The organism is Streptomyces sp. NPDC039462 (genome assembly GCF_055639375.1).
On sequence record NZ_JBVKAO010000009.1, the window covers coordinates 85414 to 102579 of the forward strand.

Genomic DNA, 17166 nt, shown 5'->3' on the forward strand with positions numbered 1-17166 from the left:
CCGCCTTTTCCCGCGCTTTCGCGGCGCGCTCCCCCGTGCGCCGTCCGCCGACGGTCTCAGGCCGCTTCGACCGGCTCCCCCACGAAGGTCCGCCACAGCCGCGCGTACCGCCCGTCGAGCGCGAGGAGCTCCTCGTGCGTGCCGTCCTCCGCGACCCGGCCGTGGTCCATGACGACGACCCGGTCCGCGCGGGCCGCCGTGGTCAGCCGGTGGGCGACGACCAGGGTCGTGCGCTTGCCCGCGATGCGGTCGGTGGCCTGGTTGACCTGCGCCTCCGTGGCGAGGTCGAGCGCGGCCGTCGCCTCGTCGAGGAGCAGGATGTCGGGGTCGACCAGTTCGGCGCGGGCCAGCGCGATGAGCTGGCGCTGTCCCGCGGAGAGGTTGCGGCCCCGCTCGCTCACCTCGTGGAGGTAGCCGCCCTCCAGGGTCGCGATCATGTCGTGCGCGCCGACCGCGCGGGCGGCCGCCTCGACCTCGGCGTCGGTGGCGTCGGGACGGCCGTAGGCGATGGCGTCGCGGACCGTGCCGGCGAAGAGGTACGCCTCCTGCGGCACGACGCCGAGGCGGTGGCGGTACGAGGTGAGGTCGAGGGAGCGCAGGTCCGTGCCGTCGACCGTGACGCGGCCGCCGGTGGGGTCGTAGAAGCGGGCGACGAGCTTCACGAGCGTCGACTTGCCCGCGCCGGTCTCGCCGACGAAGGCGACGGTCTGCCCGGCGGGGATGCGCAGGCGTACGCCGCTGAGCGCCTCCTCGGGGTCGCCGTCGCCGGTGGCCGCGTACGCGAAGTCGACGTCCTCGAAGGCGATCTCGCCGCGCAGCGAGAGCACCTCCATCGGCTCCTTCGCGGCCTCCGTGGACGTGGGCTCCTGGAGCAGTTCCTGGATGCGGCCCAGCGAGACGGACGCCTGCTGGTAGCCGTCGAAGACCTGCGACAGCTGCTGCACGGGCGCGAAGAACAGGTCGATGTAGAGGAGGTAGGCGACGAGCGCGCCGGTCGTGAGCGTGCCCGCCTCGACCCGGCCCGCGCCGACGATCAGCACGGCGACGACGGCGACGGACGACAGGAACTGCACGAAGGGGAAGTACACGGAGATCAGCCACTGGCCGCGGATGCGGGCCTTGCGGTAGCTGTCGCTGTTCTCCGCGAACCGCTCGGCGCCCGCGCGCTCGCGCCGGAAGGCCTGCACGATGCGCAGTCCGGCGACGGACTCCTGGAGGTCGGCGTTGACGACCGACACGCGCTCGCGCGCCAGTTCGTACGCCTTCACGCTGGCCTTGCGGAAGAAGTACGTGCCGACGATCAGCAGCGGCAGTGTCGCGAAGACGACGAGGGCCAGCTCCACGTCGATGACGAGCAGGGCGGCCATGATGCCGAAGAAGGTGACGACGGAGACGAACGCGGTGACGAGTCCGGTCTGCAGGAACGTGGAGAGCGCGTCGACGTCGGTCGTCATCCGGGTCATGATGCGCCCGGTCAACTCGCGTTCGTAGTAGTCGAGTCCGAGCCGCTGGAGCTGCGAGAAGATCTTCAGCCGGAGCGAGTAGAGCACCCGCTCGCCGGTCCGTCCCGTCATCCGCATCTCGCCGGTCTGCGCCACCCACTGCACGACGACGGCGGCGAGCGCGAGCCCGGCCGCGGCCCAGACGGCGCCGAGCGCGAGTTCGTTGACGCCTTCGTCGATGCCGTGCCGGATCAGGACGGGAAGGAGCAGCCCCACGCCCGCGTCGACGGCGACGAGCAGCAGGCTGAACAGGAGCGGCACCCCGAACCCGGCGAGCAGCCTGCGCAGGCCGTACGACTCCTCGGGCGTGACGGCCCGCGCCTCGTCGATGCCGGGGGTGTCGGTGGCCGGGGGCAGCGCCTCGACCTGGGCGAGGAGTTCGGGCGTGGACGGCATCCCGGCGAGGGTGGTGTCCTTCGGCTCCCGGTCGCCGGTCCACAGCGCGGGCGTGATGCCGCGCTCCGCGTCGAACTCGGCGTCGAGCTCGTCGCGTACGGAGGTGTCCTCGGGCAGGTCGGCGGGGAGCGCGTGGCCGGGCGAGACGCCGCCCAGCTCGTCGGGGTCGGTGAGCAGCCGCCGGTAGAGGGCGGAGCGCTCCTCCAGCTCCTCGTGCGTGCCGAGGTCGGCGAGGCGTCCGCCGTCGAGGACGGCGATGCGGTCGGCCAGGCCGAGCGTGGAGCGGCGGTGGGCGATCAGGAGGGTGGTGCGCCCCGCCATGACGCTGCGCAGCGCCTCGTGGATCTCGTGCTCCACGCGCGCGTCGACCGCCGATGTGGCGTCGTCGAGGACGAGGAGGCGGGGGTCGGTGAGGATGGCGCGGGCGAGCGCGATGCGCTGGCGCTGACCGCCGGAGAGGGTGAGGCCCTGCTCGCCGACCTTGGTGTCGTACCCCTCGGGCAGGTCGGATATGAAGCCGTGGGCCTGGGCGGCGCGGGCGGCGGTCTCGATCTCCTCGCGGGTGGCGTCCGGGTGGCCGTAGGCGATGTTGGCGCCCACGGTGTCGGAGAAGAGGAAGGAGTCCTCGGGGACGAGCCCGATGGCGGACCGCAGGGAGTCGAGGGTCAGCTCGCGCACGTCGTGGCCGCCGATGAGGACGGCGCCGTGCGTCACGTCGTAGAAGCGCGGCAGGAGCAGCGAGACGGTGGACTTGCCGCTTCCGGAGGAGCCGACGACGGCGAGGGTCTCGCCGGGGCGGATCTCGAAGGAGAGGCCGCTGAGGACGGGCCGGTCGTCTTCATAGGCGAAGCCGACGTCGTCGAACTCGACGGTGGCGGGGGCGTCGGCGGGCAGCTCCTTCGTCCCGTCCTGCATGCTCGGCTCGGTGTCGATGAGTTCGAGGACGCGCTCGACGCCGGCGCGGGCCTGCTGGCCGACGGTGAGGACCATGGCGAGCATGCGCACGGGTCCGACGAGCTGGGCGAGGTAGGTGGAGAAGGCGACGAACGTGCCGAGGGTGATGTCCCCCTCGACCGCGAGCCAGCCGCCGACGGCGAGCATGGCGACCTGGCCGAGCATGGGGACGGCCTGGAGGGCGGGCGTGTAGCGGGAGTTGAGGCGGATGGTCCGCAGCCGTCCGGCGAACAGCTTGCGCCCGACCTCCCTGAGCTTGCCGGTCTCCTGGTCCTCCTGCCCGAAGCCCTTCACGACGCGTACGCCGCTGACGGCGCCGTCGACCACTCCGGCGACGGCGGCGGCCTGGGCCTGCGCGTACCAGGTGGCGGGGTGCAGCCGGGTGCGGGAGCGGCGGGCGATGAACCAGAGGGCGGGGGCGACGGCGAGCGCGACGAGGGTGAGCGGCAGGGAGAGCCACGCCATGATCACGAGGGAGATCACGAAGAGCAGGATGTTGCCGATGGTCATCGGCAGCATGAAGAGGAGCCCCTGGATGAGCTGGAGGTCGCTCGTCGCCCGCCCCACGACCTGCCCGGTGGACAGCTCGTCCTGCCGCCGTCCGTCGAGCCTGGTGATCGTGCCGTACATCTCGGTCCGCAGGTCATGCTGGACGTCGAGGGCGAGGCGGCCGCCGTAGTAGCGGCGGATGTAGGTGAGGACGTAGACGACGACGGCGGCGCCGATGAGCGCGCCGGCCCAGGGCCCCATGGACCGGCCGCCGCCCTGGCCGTCCTGGCCTATGACGTCGTCGATGATCACCTTGGTGATCAGCGGCACGAGGGCCATGACGGCCATGCCGCCGAGCGAGGAGCCGAGCGCGAGCACGACGTCCTTCGGATACCGCCATGCGTATCCCGTCAGCCGTTTGGCCCAGCCCCGTTGCTCCGCCACCACTTGCCTCCCGTCGACCTGACCTGCCGAGAGGCCCAACACGGCGGGAGGCGATTTTCATCCCGCCGCAACAAACCCGCGCCCCGTCGGGGGCGCGGGCCTGTGGGGGCTCAGGCGCCGGGCACCGCCACGAATGCCTCACGGGGCGTGTCCGTCGGCACGTACCGGTTCGCCGCGGCGACGCCGGGCGCGAGGTCCTTGTGGATGGCCTTGGCCACCCCCTGAATCGTGGCGACGCCGTAGTTCATCGTGCTGTTGCCGTGCGTGAGCACGGAGATCGTGTAGTCGTGGCCGCCGCCCTTGAACGCGCCGATGCTGTGCACGCGCCAGCCGTGGGTCGACCGCTGCAGCCAGCCGTTCTTGACGTGGATCTTGACGGCGGACGGGGCGCCCGCCGGGGTGCCCCAGCGCTGCGAGGAGACGACCTTGCCCATGAGCTTGAGGATGTAGGCGCGGGCGTTGTCGCTGAGGACGGTGTTCTTGGCGGTGACCAGGGCGAGCAGCTTCTGCTCGTCGGTCGCGTTGATGCGGGTCAGACCCCAGTAGCCGCCGGACCCCGGCACGGTCTTCGTCATCTTGGCGGCCTTGAGGAAGCCCTTGATCTTCTCCGTGCCGAGCTGGCGCCAGAGCGTGCTGGTCGCCGCGTTGTCCGACGTGGTGATCATGGCGTGCGCGAGGTTCGACTCGCGCTCGGTCAGCTTCCGCTCGGTCTTCTTCGCGTCCCACAGGAGCGCCGCGAGGACCGTCACCTTGACGACGCTGGCCGAGTCGAAGGAGGTGCCCGCGCGCAGGGTGCAGGTGGTGTCGGTGGTGCGGTCGTGGAGGCCGACCGCGACGGTGCCCTTGCGGTTCTTCAGCGCGGCGGTGATGTCCTTGGTGAGCTTGGCGGCCAGGCCGGCCTGCGCGGAGGTGCAGGTGACCGTGGGTGCCGGCGCGGCGACGGCGGGCGTCGCGGTCGCGGCCGTGCCGAGCGGCACGAGCACTCCGGCGGCGAGTCCGGCCGAGAGCATGCGGGCGCGCCGGGATATCCCGGATACCGGGTGAGTCATGGAGTTCTTCCCATCCCCTTGGGTCTGTACAAGACCCTCGGGGCCCGTACAAGCGCGTCCCCCGACGCGCTCGCTTCACATGACTCACCGGTACCGGTGAAGGGTTGTATGACTTATATGAAAATCTCGACCGGCTAAGCCATTGGCCGGTCGAGCTCTCGGTCGGTCAGCCCAGATGCGTCGGCGCGAACATCCGCAGCACCGCCGGCAGCACCACGACCGAAGGCCCCGGCTCGGCCAGTGCCTTCGCCAGGTCGTCCCGGAGCGTCTCGGGGGTCGTCCGGACGCCCGGCACCCCGAAGGACTCCGCGAGCTTCACGAAGTCGGGCCGCGCCAACTCCGTGCCGGTCGCCTCGCCGAAGGCGTCGGACATGTACTCGCGCAGGATGCCGTAGCCGCCGTCGTCGACGATCAGCCAGGTCACCGGCAGGTCGTACTGCTTCGCCGTGGCCAGCTCCGCGATCGAGTACATCGCGCCGCCGTCGCCGGAGACGGCGAGGACCGGGTGCGAGGGGTCCGCGACGGCCGCGCCGAGCGCCGCGGGGAAGCCGTAGCCGAGGCCGCCCGCGCCCTGCGCCGAGTGCATGGTGTTCGGCCGCCGCGCGTCGAAGGCCGACCACGCCCAGTACGCGAGGATCGTCATGTCCCAGAAGGACGGTGCCGCGTCGGGCAGGGCATCGCGGACGGCGGTGAGGACCTGCTGCTCCAGGGTGAGGTCCTGCGCGGCGATCCGCTCGCGGACCTTGCCGAGGAGAGCGGCCACCCTCTGGGGGGCCTCGGCGTCCTCCCTGGGCGTCTCGATCGTCTCCAGGAGCGCCGACAGGGCGATCCGGGCGTCCGCGTGGATGCCGAGCCCGGGGTGGTTGGACTCCAGCTTCCCGGCGTCCGCCTCGATCTGGATGACCCGGCCGCGGGGCTTGAACGTGTGGTAGTTCGAGGAGAGTTCGCCGAGCCCGGAGCCGACCACCAGCAGGACGTCGGCGTCCTCCAGGAAGTCCGTGGTGTGGCGGTCCTCCAGCCACGACTGGAGCGAGAGCGGGTGCTCCCAGGGGAAGGCGCCCTTGCCGCCGAAGGTCGTGACGACGGGGGCGTTGACCAGCTCGGCGAGCGCGAGCAGCTTGCCGCTCGCGTCCGAGCGGACGACGCCGCCGCCCGCGATGATCGCGGGCCGCTCGGCGCGCGACAGCAGGTCGGCGGCGACGGCGGTCAGCTCGGGGCGCGGCACGACCTCCTCGGGGGTCGCGTCCATCGCCGTGACGACCGGCAGCGTCGTCCCGGCGAGCAGCACGTCCTGCGGGATCTCCACCCAGACGGGACCGTGCGGGGCCGTCAGCGCCGACTCCCAGGCCGCCGCGATCGCGGAGGGGATCTGCGAGGCCGTGCGGACCGTGTGGACGGACTTCACGACGTCGCGGAAGGACGCCTGCTGGTCGCGGAGCTCGTGCAGATAGCCGTGGCGGCCGCCGCCGAGCCCGGCGACCGGGACCTGGCTGCCGATCGCGAGGACCGGCGAGGAGCCCGCCGCCGCCTCCTGGAGCGCGGCGAGCGAGGTGAGCGCGCCGGGCCCGGTGGAGAGCAGCAGCGGGGCGACCTCGCCGGTGATCCGGCCGTAGGCGTCCGCCGCGAACCCCGTGTTGTTCTCGACGCGGAATCCGACGTACGAGAGCGAGGAGCGCCGCAGCGCGTCGAACATGCCGAGCGCGTGCTGGCCGGGCAGGCCGAAGACGGTGGTCGCGCCGAGGCCGGCGAGGGTCTCGACGACGAGGTCGCCGCCGTTGCGGCCCGGCGGCGGGTTCAGGGCCGCCTCGGTCTGGCGCGGCGTGGGGCGCAGCACCAGGTCGTGGTCGTGGGTCACTGTGTGCTCCCCGTCCCGCGGGCCTCCGCGATCTGGCGGGACATGATCGTCGTCAGTTCGTACGCCGTGTGGGAGGCCGCCACCGCCGTGATCTCGGCGTGGTCGTAGGCCGGGGCGACCTCGACGACGTCCGCGGAGACGAGGTTGCAGGAGGAGAGGCCGCGCAGGATCTCCAGGAGCTCGCGGGAGGTCATGCCGCCCGCCTCGGGGGTGCCGGTGCCGGGCGCGTGGGCCGGGTCGAGGCAGTCGATGTCGATGGAGATGTAGAGCGGGCGGTCGCCGATGCGCTGGCGGAGCTGGTCGGCGACCTCGTCGGCGCCGCGGCGGTAGATGTCCGCCGAGGTGACGATGCCGAAGCCCATCTTCTCGTCGTCGGTGAGGTCCTTCTTGCCGTACAGCGGGCCGCGCGTGCCGACGTGGGAGAGCGCCTCGGTGTCGAGGATGCCCTCCTCGACGGCGCGGCGGAACGGCGTGCCGTGCGTGTACTCGGCGCCGAAGTAGGTGTCCCAGGTGTCCAGGTGCGCGTCGAAGTGGAGCAGCGCGACCGGGCCGTGCTTCTTGGCGACCGAGCGGAGCAGCGGCAGCGCGATGGTGTGGTCGCCGCCGAGGGTCATCATGCGGGCGCCGGTGCCGAGGAGGTCGTCGGCGGCGGCCTCGATGGTCTCCACGGCCTCGTTGATGTTGAACGGGTTGGCCGCTATGTCGCCCGCGTCGGCGACCTGGGCGAGCGCGAAGGGCGAGACGTCCTGCGCCGGGTTGTAGGGGCGCAGGAGGCGGGAGGCCTCGCGGATCGCGTTGCCGCCGAAGCGGGCGCCGGGGCGGTACGAGACGCCGGAGTCGAAGGGCACGCCGACCACCGCGATGTCCGCCTTGCCGCCGACCTCGTCGAGGCGGGGCAGCCGGGCGTACGTCGCCGGGCCCGCGTACCGGGGGATGCGGGAGGAGTCGACGGGGCCGCGGGGCGTCTCGTTGCTGCTCATGGTGGGGAGTGCCTTCCTTTTTACGCTTCGATGCGCTTTGTGGGCGCTTTCTGACTTTACTGAGGTACGGGGGTCGGTTCGGTCTCGGGCTCGGGATCGGCGCCGCGCCCGGCGAGGCGTTCGCGCCAAGCGGCGAGGACCGCGGCGTCGGTGGGCTTCGTCGCGAAGGAGACCACTACGTAGACGGCGAGTGAGGTCAGCAGGCCGTAGTAGACGGGCTCGTTGGCGAGGATCCCGTACCCCCACATGAGCCCGATGACGGACAGCCCGCCGGCGGCGACCGCGGCGAGCGCGCCGGCCGCGGTGCCGCGGCGCCACAGCAGACCGCCGAGGATCGGCACGAGCAGGCCGCCGACGAGGAGGTTGTACGCGACGGTCAGGGCCTCGACGACGTCGTTGAGCGCGATGGCGATGACGATTACAGCGACGCCCATGACGAGGATGAAGGCGCGGTTGCCCTTGACCTCGTCGTGCGGCTCGTCGCCGCCCTTGGTGACCGCGCCGCGCAGCCGCGACCAGATGTCGTTGTTGGCGACGGTCGCGCAGGCGATGAGCGCTCCGGAGGACGTCGACATGACGGCGGCGAGCGCGGCGGCGAGGACGAGGCCGCGCACGCCCATGGGGAGTTCGTCCTTGACGATGGTCGCGAAGGCCGCGTCGGCGCTCGGCAGCTTCGGGTACATGACCTTGGCGGCGGTGCCGATGACGGCGCCCGCGATCGCGTAGACCAGGCAGTACGTGCCGGCGACGGTGCCTCCGTAGCGGGCGACCTTGTCGCTGCGGGCGGTGAAGACGCGCTGCCAGATGTCCTGCCCGATGAGCATGCCGAACGTATAGATCAGCACGTACGTGAAGATCGTCTCGCCACCGACGCCGAGCGGGTCGAAGTACTCGGTGGGCAGCTTCTCCTTCATCTCGCCGAAGCCACCGGCCTTGACGACCGCGATGGGCAGCAGGAGCAGCAGCACGCCGATCGTCTTCACCACGAACTGCACCATGTCGGTGAGCGTGATGGACCACATGCCGCCGAGCGTGGAGTAGGCGACGACGATCGAGCCGCCGAGGACGATCGCCACGGTGCGGTTCAGGTCGAAGAGGACGTCGAAGATCGTGGCGTACGCGATGGTCGAGGTGACCGCGAGCATCAGCGTGTACGCCCACATGACCACTCCGGAGATGACGCCCGCGCGCCCTCCGTAGCGCAGGTCGAGCATCTCGGAGACGGTGTACACCTTCAGGCGCGCGATGCGGGCGGAGAAGAACACGCTCAGCGCGAGGAGCCCGAGGCCGATGGTGAAGACCATCCAGGCGCCGGAGAGCCCGTATTGGTAGCCGAGGCCGACGCCGCCGATGGTGGAGGCGCCACCGAGGACGATGGCGGCCATGGTGCCGGAGTACATCCACGGCCCGAGGCGGCGCCCGGCGACCAGGAACTCGGCCTTGGACTTGGCGCGGCGCATGCCCCACCAGCCCATGGCCAGCATCCCGGCGAGATAGACCACGATCACTGTGTAGTCGACGGCCATAAGGGGGGCCTCCTTCGCGCACCTCGGTGGCGTGTCGTGCAGATGGGGGTGAGGACCGGCCGCGGGGACATCCGCCCGTACCCGAGGCCTGCGGTCGGCACGACCTTAAGTGGCCGGAAAGCAACGCTGAAGTGTACGTTTCCTCCACTCTCCGCGCCCCAGACGGATGGAACGTCCACCATGGCCGACCCCACGGCACCCCCCACCCCGCCCGTCCCGCTCGCCGCGCTCCTCGCCCGCGAGGACCTCGGCCTGCGCCAGATCGCGGGCCCCGACGCGCGGACCGCGGGCACGGCCGTGCAGTGGGTGCACACCTCGGAGATGGCCGACCCGTACCCCTACCTGCTCGGCGGCGAGCTCCTCCTCACCGCGGGCGTGCACCTCACGGACCCGACGGGCCCGGCCGCGTACCTCGACGCCTACGTGACCCGGATCCTCGCGGCGGGCGGCGCGGCCCTCGGCTTCGGCGTCGCGCCCGTGCACGACACGGTGCCGCGCGCCCTCGCCGAGGCCTGCGACCGGTACGGCCTGCCGCTCGTCGAGGTCCCGCCGCGGACCACCTTCAGCGGCGTCGCGCGGGCCGTGTGGCGGCTGATGGCCGAGGCCAGGCACGCGGAGCTGCGCCGGGTGACGGAGGCGCAGCAGGGCCTCGCCACGGCCGCGGCACGGCCCGACCCGGTGCCGGCCGTGCTGCGCCAGCTGGCGGCCAGGCTCGGCGGGTCCGCGGTGCTGTACGGGCCGGACGGGGCGGAGCTGCAGGCGGCGGGGCAGGCGCGGGACGCCGCGCGTGACGCGCTGCGGGAGCTGACCGAAGTCGTGCGCCGCCCCGCGCCCGCCGCCCCGGCGTCCGCCGCCGACACGGCAGGGACCACGCACCTGGCCGCCTACGCCCTGGGCGGTGGCCGCGGCTTCGCGCTCGGGGTCGCCACGGAGCGCCGCGAGCCGGGCGACCACACCATCGCCGGGGCGGCGGTCGTCCTGCTCTCGCTGCTCACCGGCGAACACCAGGGCGCCTCCGAGGCGGCCCGCTCGGCGGCGCTGGTGCGGCTGCTCCTCGGGGCGCCCCCGGAGGAGACCGTCCCTCTCCTGGGGAGCGAGCTGTGGACCGTGGTGCACGCGCGCGGGGAGCGCACCCCGCTGGCCGCGGCCGCCCTCGCCGCGGCGCTGGGCACCGGCCTGGTCGACCCGAGGGATGACGACGACGCCGTACGCCTCCTGGTCCCCGCCGGCCAAGAGGTGACCGCGACGGACGGCTGGACACTGGGCGTCGCCGCCCCTGCGGCCCCCGGCGACCTGCCCGCGGCCGACGCCCGCGCGGCCCGCGCCCTGCGCCGCGCGGAGGCCACCCGGCAGCCCCTCGTCCGCCACCACGAGAACGGCCTCGCCGCCCTGCTCGCCCCCGAGGAGGCCGACGCCCACGCGCGCGTGCTGCTCGCCCCTCTGGCCGGAAACGAGGCACTGATCACCACCCTGCGCACCTGGCTCTCCCTGCACGGCAGTTGGGACCGCACGGCGGTCGCGCTCGGGGTGCACCGCAACACGGTGCGCCAGCGGATCACGCGCTGCGCGGCACTGCTCGGCGCGGACCTGGACGACCCCGACGTGCGCATGGAGCTGTGGTTCGCGCTGAGCCGTGTGTCCTGAGGCGGAAGGGGCAGAGGTCACAGGTCCGGGGTTCGGGACGGCCCACCGCTGGACCGTCACCGACGGCAGAATGGGACCCATGCCGATACCCAGCCGTGCCGCGCTCGTCGACCATCTCGTCCGCACCCGCATCGCGGGTGACGTCGCCACGCCCCGTGACAACAACCTCAGCCACTACAGGAAGCTCGCGAACGGCGACCGCCACTACTGGCTCGGTCTGGAGCTCGGCGACCGGTGGACCGACGAGCAGGACGTCCTCGCGGTGATGGCGGAGCGCTGCGGCGTCATCGACGACCCGCAGTACCGGCACGGCCAGGACACCATCGACCCGGAGCTGACGGTCGACGCCCTGGAGCGGATGGCGGCGCGCCTGCGCAAGGCCGCCGCCGGCAAGGAGAGCGTGCTCTTCGCGACCGGCCACCCCGGAGGGCTGCTCGACGTGCACCGGGCGACGGCCGCGGCCCTGCGCGCGGCGGGCTGCGAAATCGTCGTGATCCCCGAGGGCCTGATGGCCGACGAGGGCATGGTCTTCCAGTTCGCGGACGTGGCGGTGCTCGAGCGCGGCGCGACGCTGTGGCACACCCACTCCCCCGAGCCGATGAACGCCATCCTGGACGGCCTGGAGCGCGAGGGCCGCCCGCAGCCCGACCTCGTCGTCGCCGACCACGGCTGGGCGGGGCGCGCGGGCCAGCGCGGCCTGGACTCCGTGGGGTACGCGGACTGCAACGACCCGGCGCTGTTCATCGGCGAGGCCGAGGGCACCGTGCAGGTGACGGTGCCGCTCGACGACCACGTCACGAGCCCGCGCCACTACGACCCGCTGACGGCCTACCTGCTCGACGCGGCGGGGCTGACACCCGCCTCCTGAGCCGGGCCCGGCGTCGGGTCCAGGTAGACCCGCCGGACGGCGGGGAACCGCTCCTGGATGCGCTGCGCCATCCGGTCGCAGGCGCGCTCGATGTCCCCGGCCGTCGACACGTCGCGGAAGTCGATCTTCGCGGCGACCAGGGCCTCCTTGGGCCCCTGGAGGAGCGTGGTCAGCTCCAGTACGTCCACGACGTGCGGGTCGGCGAGCAGTTCGGCGCGGACCGCGGCCCGCATCTCCGGCGGCAGCGGACGCCCGATGAGCAGCTCGGAGTTGGCGCGCCCGAGGACCCAGGCGACGTACACGAGCAGCACGCCGATGCAGAGCGAGGCGACGCCGTCCCACACGCCGGACCCGGTGAGCTGTCCGCCGAGCAGTCCGGCCGCGGCGAGCACGAGGCCCGCGAGCGCCGCCGAGTCCTCCATCACGACGGCCTTGACCGCGGTGTCGGGGGTGTGGCGCAGGTAGCGCTTGAGGTGGACTCCGAAGCGGTCGGCCTCGCCGCGCGCCTGCTTGAGTCCGGTGCGCAGGGAGTAGCCCTCAAGGAGGAAGGCGACGGCGAGCACGATGTACGAGATGAGGGGGTCGCCCGGCTCCTCCCCGTGGGTGAGGGTGTGGATGCCGTCGTAGACGGCGAAGACGCCGCCGCCGACGAAGGTGGCGACGGAGGCGAGCAGCGCCCAGATGTAGCGGGCGCCTCCGTAGCCGAGCGGGTGCTCCTCGTCGGCCGGTCTGTCACTGGCCTTCAGGGAGACGAGCAGCATCAGCTCGGTGACGGTGTCGGCCACGGAGTGCGCCGCTTCGGAGAGCATCGCGCTGGAGCCGCTGATGACTCCCGCGACGGCCTTGGCAAGGGCGATCCCGAGGTTGGCGACGGCGGCGACGATGACGGTGAACGTGCTCTCGCCGTTGTCCTTCTGTTCCACTTGCTCCGACATGTATCGGACGGTATGTCCGATCAGCGGGGAACGCGAACGACGCCTTCCTGGATGACGGTCACCGCGAGCCGGCCGTCCTGTGTCCAGATGCGCGCCTGGCCGAGCCCTCGCCCGCCGGACGACGACGGCGACTCCTGGTCGTACAGCAGCCATTCGTCCGCGCGGAAGGGCCGGTGGAACCACATGGCGTGGTCGAGCGAAGCGCCGACGACGTCGCCGACGGCCCACCCGCCCCGGCCGTGCGCGAGCAGCACGGAGTCGAGCAGGGTCATGTCGGACACGTACGTGGCGAGGCAGACGTGCAGCAGGGAGTCGTCCGCGAGCTTGCCGTCGGTGCGGAACCACACCTGGGAGCGGGGTTCGCGCGGCTGTCCGACGGTGGCCCAGGGCGGGTCGTCCACATAGCGCAGGTCGACGGCGGCGCGGGTCTCCAGGAGCCGGTCGGCGACCTCGGGCGGGAGGTGGCGCGGGAGCGTCTCGGCGGCGGTGGGCAGCGTCTCCGGGTCGGGCGCTTCCGGCATGCCGGACTGGTGCTCCAGGCCCTCCTCGTACGTCTGGAAGGACGCGGAGAGGTGGAAGATCGGCTGCCCGTGCTGGACGGCGACGACGCGGCGCGTGGTGAAGGAGCGGCCGTCGCGGATGCGGTCCACGGAGTACACGATGGGCGCGCCGGGGTCCCCGGGGCGCAGGAAGTACGCGTGCAGGGAGTGGGCAGGCCGGTCATCGGGGACGGTGCGTCCGGCCGCGACGAGCGCCTGTGCGGCGACTTGGCCGCCGAAGACGCGGGGCACGAGCGCCGAGCGGCTCACGCCCCGGAAGATGTCCTCCTCGATCTGCTCCAGGTCGAGCAGATCGAGGAGGTCCTCAAGTGCCTGGTTCATGAAGGTAGTTCTACCGGGCCTCTACGGAGGGAGCCCCTACAGGCCCATGTTCTTGGCGATGATCATCTTCATGACCTCGCTGGTGCCGCCGTAGATGCGGTTGACGCGGTTGTCCGCGTACAGGCGGGCGATGGGGTACTCGTTCATGAAGCCGTAACCGCCGTGCAGCTGGAGGCACTTGTCGATGACGCGGTGCGCGACCTCGGTGGCGAAGAGTTTCGCGGACGCGGCCTCGGCGGCGGTCAGCTCACCGGCGTCCAGGGCCTCAAGGGCGCGGTCCACCACAGCCTCGGCGGCGTCCACCTCGGCCTGGCAGGCGGCCAGTTCGAACTTGGTGTTCTGGAAGGAGGCGACCGGCTTGCCGAAGACCGTGCGGTCCTGGACGTACTCCTTGGCGAACCGGACGGCGGCCTTGGCCTGCGCGTAGGCGCCGAAGGCGATGCCCCAGCGCTCGGAGGGGAGGTTGCTGCCGAGGTAGTAGAAGCCCTTGTTCTCCTCGCCGAGGAGGTCCTCGACCGGGACCTTGACGTCGACGAACGCCAGCTCGGCGGTGTCGGAGGTCTTCAGGCCCAGCTTGTCGAGCTTGCGGCCGACGGAGTAGCCCTCGGACTTGGTGTCGACGGCGAAGAGGGAGATGCCGAAGCGGCGGTCCTCGGCGGTGGGCGCGGAGGTGCGGGCGCAGACGATCACGCGGTCGGCGTGGACGCCGCCGGTGATGAAGGTCTTGGCGCCGTTGAGGACGTAGTGCGTGCCGTCCTCGGAGAGCTTGGCGGTGGTCTTCATGCCCGCGACGTCGGAGCCGGTGCCCGGCTCGGTCATCGCGAGGGCCCACATCTCCTCGGCGGAGACGAACTTCTCCAGGTAGCGCTTCTTCTGCTCGTCGGTGGCGAGCATCTTGATGTACGGCAGGGCGAGCAGCACGTGGACGCCGGAGCCGCCGAAGGAGACGCCCGCGCGGGCGGTCTCCTCGTACTGGATGGCCTCGAACTTGTGCGTGTCGAGGCCGGCGCCGCCGAACTCCTCGGGGACGTTGATGCCGAAGAGGCCGAGCTCGGCGAGCTTGTAGTAGAACTCGCGCGGCACCTGACCCGCGGCGAACCACTCGTCGTGGACGGGGACGACCTCGGCCTCGATGAAGGCGCGCAGGGTCTCCCGGAACGCCTCGTGGTCCTCATTGAAAACGGTACGGCGCACGGAGAACTCCCTCTGCCAACAGCTGCCTGCATCGACTAAGCGCTTGCTCAGAGGCAGGTTACCCGGCGGTCACGAGAGCGTCCAGAGACGCGTGTCACTCCGCGGCGGCCGCGAACGCCCCCCGGGCCAGGCGGTGCAGGAGTTCCGCCATGGCGCCCCTGCTGGGCAGCGCGTCGCGGCGGCTCAGGTGCGGCGTGGAGTTCAGCAGGCCGAAGACGGCGTGGACGGCCACCCGCGCCGCGTTCTCCGCGAGGTCCGGGTAGACCTTGCGGACGACGTCGACCCAGATCTCCACGTACTGCCGCTGGAGCTGGCGGACCAGCTTGCGGTCGCTGTCCCGCAGGCGGTCCAGCTCGCGGTCGTGCAGGGTGATCAGGGAGCGGTCGTCGAGCGCGAAGTCGATGTGCCCCTGGATCAGCGCGTCGAGGACCCGCTCGGGCGAGCCGTCCACATCGGCCACACAGTGCCTGCCGCCCGTCAGGAGCTGCCCGCTGATGCCCACGAGCAGCTCGGCGAGCATCGCGTCCTTGCCCGCGAAGTGCCGGTAGAGACCGGGCCCGCTGATACCGACGGCGGCTCCTATCTCATCCACGCCGACCCCGTGGAAGCCCCGCTCGGCGAAGAGCCGGGCGGCTTCCTTGAGGATCTGCTCGCGACGGGTGGGGGCGTCGGTTCTGGTGGCCATGGAATTGATTCTAGACAGGCCCGTTAGCGCTCGTTAACCTGGAGGAAACGCGTTAACGCTCATTAACCGATCAGAGGTCGACCGAGTGAACCGAGTGGACCGAGCAAGGGGGCTCGACTGATGCGGCAGGCACCAGTGCTGACGAGCGCGGCTGACCCCGCGTCCGAGGCATGGCGGGCGAACGAGAAGGCGCACACCGCCCTCGTCGACGAGCTGCGGGCCAAGCTCGCGGCAGCCGCGCTCGGCGGCGGCGAGCGGGCGCGGGACCGCCATGTGGCGCGCGGCAAGCTGCTGCCCCGCGACCGGGTCGACACGCTCCTCGACCCCGGCTCACCCTTCCTGGAGCTGGCCCCCCTCGCGGCCGACGGGCTGTATGGCGGCGGCGCGCCGGCCGCCGGTGTCATCGCCGGCATCGGCCGCGTCTCGGGCCGCGAGTGCGTGATCGTCGCCAATGACGCCACCGTCAAGGGCGGCACGTACTACCCCATGACGGTGAAGAAGCACCTGCGCGCCCAGGAGGTGGCCCTGGAGAACCGCCTCCCGTGTCTCTACCTGGTCGACTCCGGCGGCGCCTTCCTGCCGATGCAGGACGACGTCTTCCCCGACCGCGAGCACTTCGGGCGGATCTTCTACAACCAGGCGCGGATGTCGGGCGCCGGCATCCCGCAGATCGCCGCCGTCCTCGGCTCCTGCACGGCCGGCGGGGCGTACGTCCCCGCGATGAGCGACGAGGCGGTGATCGTGCGCAATCAGGGCACGATCTTCCTCGGCGGCCCGCCGCTGGTGAAGGCCGCCACCGGCGAGGTCGTCACCGCCGAGGAGCTCGGCGGCGGCGAGGTCCACTCGCGGACCTCCGGAGTCACCGACCACCTCGCCGAGGACGACGCCCACGCCCTGCGCATCGTGCGCACCATCGTCTCCACGCTCCCCGAGCGCGGCCCGCTGCCGTGGTCCGTGCAGCCGGTGGAGGAGCCAAAGGTGGACCCGCTGGGGCTGTACGGCGCGGTGCCCACGGACTCCCGCACTCCCTACGACGTCCGCGAGGTCATCGCGCGCGTGGTCGACGGCTCCCGCTTCGCCGAGTTCAAGGCGGAGTACGGCACGACCCTCGTCACCGGCTTCGCCCACATCCACGGCCACCCGGTCGGCATCGTCGCGAACAACGGCATCCTGTTCTCCGAGTCCGCCCAGAAGGGCGCCCACTTCATCGAGCTCTGCGACCAGCGCGGCATCCCGCTGGTCTTCCTGCAGAACATCTCCGGCTTCATGGTCGGCCGGGACTATGAGGCGGGCGGCATCGCCAAGCACGGCGCGAAGATGGTGACGGCCGTGGCCTGCACCCGCGTGCCGAAGCTGACCGTCGTCGTCGGCGGTTCGTACGGCGCGGGCAACTACTCCATGTGCGGCCGGGCCTACAGCCCCCGCTTCCTGTGGATGTGGCCGAACGCCAAGATCTCCGTGATGGGCGGCGAGCAGGCCGCGTCCGTCCTCGCCACGGTCAAGCGCGACCAGCTGGAGGCGCGCGGCGAGCAGTGGACCGCCGAGGACGAAGAGGCCTTCAAGGACCCGATCCGCGCCCAGTACGAGGAACAGGGCAACGCGTACTACGCCACGGCCCGCCTCTGGGACGACGGCGTGATCGACCCCCTGGACACCCGGCAGGTGCTCGGACTGGCCCTGACGGCGTGTGCGAACGCCCCGCTTCCCGAAAAGGACCCCGCGGCGCCCGCCTTCGGCGTCTTCCGGATGTGAGGAACAAATGAC

12 protein-coding genes are annotated in these 17166 nt (G+C 71.9%); 3 read left to right on the top strand and 9 right to left on the bottom strand.

Annotated features, from left to right (window positions below):
* Positions 1-56: 56 nt before the first annotated feature.
* The 5 genes from ACZ7LU_RS35735 to ACZ7LU_RS35755 form a co-directional block, all read right to left on the bottom strand.
* Positions 57-3785, bottom strand: a complete 3729-nt coding sequence (locus ACZ7LU_RS35735; RefSeq protein WP_471919132.1) for an ABC transporter ATP-binding protein — start codon at positions 3783-3785, stop codon at positions 57-59.
* Positions 3786-3895: 110 nt separating this feature from the next.
* Entirely contained in the window at positions 3896-4795 is a 900-nt protein-coding gene (locus ACZ7LU_RS35740) for a serine hydrolase (RefSeq protein WP_471919282.1), read from the bottom strand.
* Between the two features lie 205 nt (positions 4796-5000).
* The gene (locus tag ACZ7LU_RS35745; protein ID WP_471919133.1) at positions 5001-6689 is read right to left on the bottom strand and encodes a thiamine pyrophosphate-binding protein; all 1689 of its coding nucleotides are present in this window, start codon (positions 6687-6689) and stop codon (positions 5001-5003) included.
* A complete protein-coding gene (gene speB, locus ACZ7LU_RS35750; RefSeq protein ID WP_471919134.1) occupies positions 6686-7669 on the bottom strand; it encodes an agmatinase in 984 nt (327 codons plus the stop codon). The genes ACZ7LU_RS35745 and speB overlap by 4 nt, the downstream gene beginning before the upstream one ends.
* A gap of 56 nt (positions 7670-7725) precedes the next feature.
* The gene (locus ACZ7LU_RS35755; protein WP_398297977.1) at positions 7726-9195 is read right to left on the bottom strand and encodes a sodium:solute symporter; all 1470 of its coding nucleotides are present in this window, start codon (positions 9193-9195) and stop codon (positions 7726-7728) included.
* Between the two features lie 180 nt (positions 9196-9375).
* Here ACZ7LU_RS35755 and ACZ7LU_RS35760 point away from each other — a divergent pair, with 180 nt between their 5' ends.
* Complete coding sequence (locus ACZ7LU_RS35760; protein ID WP_471919135.1) at positions 9376-10839, top strand: helix-turn-helix domain-containing protein; 1464 nt, start codon at positions 9376-9378, stop codon at positions 10837-10839.
* A 79-nt stretch (positions 10840-10918) separates the two neighbouring features.
* On the top strand, positions 10919-11707 hold the full coding sequence (locus ACZ7LU_RS35765) for a phosphatase (protein WP_398297981.1): 789 nt from the start codon (positions 10919-10921) through the stop codon (positions 11705-11707).
* Here ACZ7LU_RS35765 and ACZ7LU_RS35770 read toward each other — a convergent pair.
* The 4 genes from ACZ7LU_RS35770 to ACZ7LU_RS35785 all read right to left on the bottom strand — a co-directional run bounded on the left by ACZ7LU_RS35770 (position 11668) and on the right by ACZ7LU_RS35785 (position 15402).
* On the bottom strand, positions 11668-12642 hold the full coding sequence (locus ACZ7LU_RS35770) for a cation diffusion facilitator family transporter (protein ID WP_471919136.1): 975 nt from the start codon (positions 12640-12642) through the stop codon (positions 11668-11670). The genes ACZ7LU_RS35765 and ACZ7LU_RS35770 overlap by 40 nt on opposite strands.
* A gap of 20 nt (positions 12643-12662) precedes the next feature.
* Complete coding sequence (locus tag ACZ7LU_RS35775) at positions 12663-13523, bottom strand: acyl-CoA thioesterase (protein ID WP_398297985.1); 861 nt, start codon at positions 13521-13523, stop codon at positions 12663-12665.
* A gap of 36 nt (positions 13524-13559) precedes the next feature.
* The gene (locus ACZ7LU_RS35780; RefSeq protein WP_398297987.1) at positions 13560-14717 is read right to left on the bottom strand and encodes an acyl-CoA dehydrogenase family protein; all 1158 of its coding nucleotides are present in this window, start codon (positions 14715-14717) and stop codon (positions 13560-13562) included.
* A 94-nt stretch (positions 14718-14811) separates the two neighbouring features.
* Positions 14812-15402 (bottom strand): SACE_7040 family transcriptional regulator, encoded by a 591-nt coding sequence (locus ACZ7LU_RS35785; RefSeq protein WP_398297989.1) that lies wholly within the window; start codon positions 15400-15402, stop codon positions 14812-14814.
* Positions 15403-15522: 120 nt separating this feature from the next.
* On the opposite strand from ACZ7LU_RS35785, the gene ACZ7LU_RS35790 reads away from it, so the two are divergent.
* A complete protein-coding gene (locus tag ACZ7LU_RS35790; protein WP_468082849.1) occupies positions 15523-17154 on the top strand; it encodes a carboxyl transferase domain-containing protein in 1632 nt (543 codons plus the stop codon).
* The last annotated feature ends 12 nt before the right edge of the window (positions 17155-17166 follow it).

Coding starts and splice junctions, on each gene's coding strand:
- ACZ7LU_RS35785 (WP_398297989.1), bottom strand. CDS start 15,402: ATGGCCACCAGAACCGACGCCCCCACCCGTCGCGAGCAGATCCTCAAG.
- ACZ7LU_RS35755 (WP_398297977.1), bottom strand. CDS start 9,195: ATGGCCGTCGACTACACAGTGATCGTGGTCTATCTCGCCGGGATGCTG.
- ACZ7LU_RS35765 (WP_398297981.1), top strand. CDS start 10,919: ATGCCGATACCCAGCCGTGCCGCGCTCGTCGACCATCTCGTCCGCACC.
- ACZ7LU_RS35775 (WP_398297985.1), bottom strand. CDS start 13,523: ATGAACCAGGCACTTGAGGACCTCCTCGATCTGCTCGACCTGGAGCAG.
- ACZ7LU_RS35790 (WP_468082849.1), top strand. CDS start 15,523: ATGCGGCAGGCACCAGTGCTGACGAGCGCGGCTGACCCCGCGTCCGAG.
- ACZ7LU_RS35760 (WP_471919135.1), top strand. CDS start 9,376: ATGGCCGACCCCACGGCACCCCCCACCCCGCCCGTCCCGCTCGCCGCG.
- ACZ7LU_RS35740 (WP_471919282.1), bottom strand. CDS start 4,795: ATGCTCTCGGCCGGACTCGCCGCCGGAGTGCTCGTGCCGCTCGGCACG.
- ACZ7LU_RS35770 (WP_471919136.1), bottom strand. CDS start 12,642: ATGTCGGAGCAAGTGGAACAGAAGGACAACGGCGAGAGCACGTTCACC.
- speB (WP_471919134.1), bottom strand. CDS start 7,669: ATGAGCAGCAACGAGACGCCCCGCGGCCCCGTCGACTCCTCCCGCATC.